At 64.2% G+C, this 2,705-nt stretch carries 2 protein-coding genes and 1 pseudogene; all 3 read right to left on the reverse strand.

Annotation, left to right across the window (positions count from 1 at the left end):
- Positions 1–33: 33 nt before the first annotated feature.
- Positions 34–657 (reverse strand): plasmid pRiA4b ORF-3 family protein, encoded by a 624-nt coding sequence (locus EBBID32_RS20660; protein ID WP_006966249.1) that lies wholly within the window; start codon positions 655–657, stop codon positions 34–36.
- A pseudogene (gene tnpC, locus EBBID32_RS20665) lies at positions 654–2,303 on the reverse strand (IS66 family transposase). The gene EBBID32_RS20660 and the pseudogene tnpC overlap by 4 nt, the downstream one beginning before the upstream one ends.
- Before the next feature lie 72 nt (positions 2,304–2,375).
- On the reverse strand, positions 2,376–2,705 hold a 330-nt coding region (gene tnpB, locus EBBID32_RS20670; protein ID WP_081628149.1), incomplete at its 5' end, for an IS66 family insertion sequence element accessory protein TnpB.

Raw genomic sequence — 2,705 nt, forward strand, 5'->3', positions numbered from 1 at the left:
GTAGCCATCCGGTGAAGGCCGCGCTGGATTTGGTCAGTCGTTTGCGGGCTTGATGATACGTTTTGCTGCAGCGTTGCGACGTGCCGCAATGCGGCCGAGGGCGACTTCGATAGGGAAGACGTCCAATTCGTCGGGGTTGTAGCCATCGAGCCATTCATGGATTTCGGCATGATCGGGATGATCCGGGTCGGCCTGCGCTTCGAGCATTTCGTAGAAGCCGGAGATTCCGCCGCAGTCTTCGGGTGGGCAGTCGCGCTCGCCGGCGATGTAGCGAGGATAGCCGGTGCCGACATCGCCGGCGCGCACGTCGGTGACGATGAGGGTGTGTTCCCAGTTATCGCCGAAGTCGTAGGTATAGTCGATCCGAGTCGAGCCCGGTGCGAGGACATCGCGCAGTCGCGTGCGGGAAGCCGGCTTGCGCGGCGCGGTGCCCCAGTCTTCGTCAATGGGCAGGCCGTAGGTCTGGCCGCCTATGTCCATCTCCCAGAGGTGATAATCGAACCAGCCCATCGTGACTTGGACAATATCGTGCAGAACCTTGAGGGTGATCGAAGTCGGCACTTCGACCATGCGCCAGATCGGCGGGTCGGAATCCTTGAGGTCGATCCGCACGGTGGCGATCTGGGTAAAGCTGTCGACGGCAGTCCTGGCGGTCATGCCGCCTGCGATAGCACGTTGTCGTCTTTGCGCCAGTTCCAGGGGAGCAGGTCGTCGAGCCGCTGCACAGGATGGTCGGCGATACGTGCGAGGACGTCGGCTAGCCAGGCCTGCGGATCGACATCGTTGAGTCGTGCGGTCTGGATGAGCGTGTAAAGGATGGCGGCGCGTTGGCCGCCACGGTCGGAACCGCAGAACAGCCACGCCTTCCTGCCGAGTGGCACGCAGCGCAGAGCCCGTTCAGCGGCGTTGTTCGTGATGCAGACGCGCCCATCCTCGAGGAACCGGGTGAACGCATGCCAGCGGCGCAGCATGTAGTTTATGGCCTTGGCGAGATCGTGGTTGCGCGACAGCTTGGCGAACTGGCTGGTAAGCCATTCATGCAACTCGGCGATGAGTGGCGCGCTCAGTTCCTGGCGTATCGCGAGCCGTTCGGCGGCACTCTTGCCGTTGATGCCGCGCTCAATGTCGAACAGGGCATCGAGTCGCTGCACCGCCTCGAGCGCGATCGGATAGATCATACCGGCCCGTTCGTTGCGGCTCTTCCTACGCGCCGCAGCGGCGACGTCGGCCAGCTCGAAAAACTTGCGCCTTGCGTGAGCAAAGCAGCCAGCCTCGAGCACCGGGCCAGGCTGACGGTTGGGCGCATACAGCTCGCCGTAGCCGCCATAGGCGTCGGCCTGCAGGATGCCTGACCAGAGCGCGAGGTGTGTTCGGGGATGCTCGCCGCGCCGGTCGCGCGAGTAGTGGAACAGCGCCGCCGGCGGATCGGTGCCGGCGAAAGGCCGGTCATCGCGCACGTAGACCCACAATCGGGCCGTATCGGTCTTGCCCTTGGCCATGACCGGCACGGTGGTGTCATCGCCGTGCAATCGCTCGGCGGCCATGACATGGGCCTCGATCAGCCGGTAAAGCGGCATCAGCGCGAATGCGGCTGCCCCGACCTGGTCGGCGAGCGTCGAGGTGCTCAGCGGCACTCCTTCACGAGCGAAGCGCTCGGCCTGACGGTTGAGGGGCTAGTGCTGCCCGTACTTCTCAAACAGCAGCATGGCGAGGAAACTGGGGCCCGCCCAGCCACGCGGCACGACGTGGAAGGGGGCCGGTGGCTGGGTAATCTTCTCGCAGTCCCGGCAGGAGAACTTCTCACGTACCGTCTGGATGACCTTCCAGGCTCGCGGGATCACCTCGAGCGTCTCGGTCACGTCCTCGCCAAGCTTGGACAACCGGCCGCCGCCGCAGGCCGGGCATGAGCACGGTGCCGGGACGACGACACGCTCGCGTGGCAGGTGCTCGGGAAACGGCTTCCTGACCGGTCGCTTGCGCTCGAAGGCGGTGACGGTCGCCGTCTTCGCGGCCGCGACTTCAGCCACCAGGTCGTCTTCGGCGGCATCGGCCTCGAGATCTTCGAGCTGCAGTTCCATCTGATCGAGCAGGCGGCGGGTGCGTTCGGCGCTGGCGCCATACTGCTCGCGCCTGAGCTTGGCGATCTGCAACTTGAGGTGGGCGATGACCGCTTCGGTCGCACTCTCCCGGGCATGGGCGTTGGCCAACTTGGCCTCGGCGTCATCCGCCCGCTGGGTCGCTGTCGCGAGCAGCGCCTTGAGCGCTTCAACATCGTCCGGGAAAGGCGAAACGGTCGCTTCCATGACCATGATGGAATCACAGAAAACCGCACAAATGAAGCGGAAAATGCAAGTGCAACGAAGAAAGTAGAAGCCCTATCCGGCGCTCTGCGGACGCCATGAATACTGCGGATTACGCCAGTCTATCCCTTCCAGCAGGCAGGCCAGTTGAGAGCCCGTCAGCGACACCATGCCGTCCTTTGCCGAAGGCCATACGAACCGGCCCTTCTCGAGCCGCTTGGCGTAAAGCGACATGCCAATCCCGTCGTGCCAGATGATCTTCACCAGCGAACCGGCACGGCCCCGGAACACGAACAGGTCACCGCCGTGAGGATCGCGCTTCAAACCCTGCTGGACCAGAAGCGCCAGTCCCTGCATCCCCTTGCGCATATCGGTCTGGCCCATCGCGATCCAGACCCGCGCACC

The sequence above is a fragment of the Sphingobium indicum BiD32 genome (assembly GCF_000382885.1).
In the GTDB taxonomy this organism is placed as follows: Bacteria; Pseudomonadota; Alphaproteobacteria; order Sphingomonadales; family Sphingomonadaceae; genus Sphingobium; species Sphingobium japonicum_C.

What these genes read in the sequence shown, in the direction of transcription:
- EBBID32_RS20660 (WP_006966249.1), bottom strand. Translation starts at nt 657, where the DNA reads ATGACCGCCAGGACTGCCGTCGACAGCTTTACCCAGATCGCCACCGTG.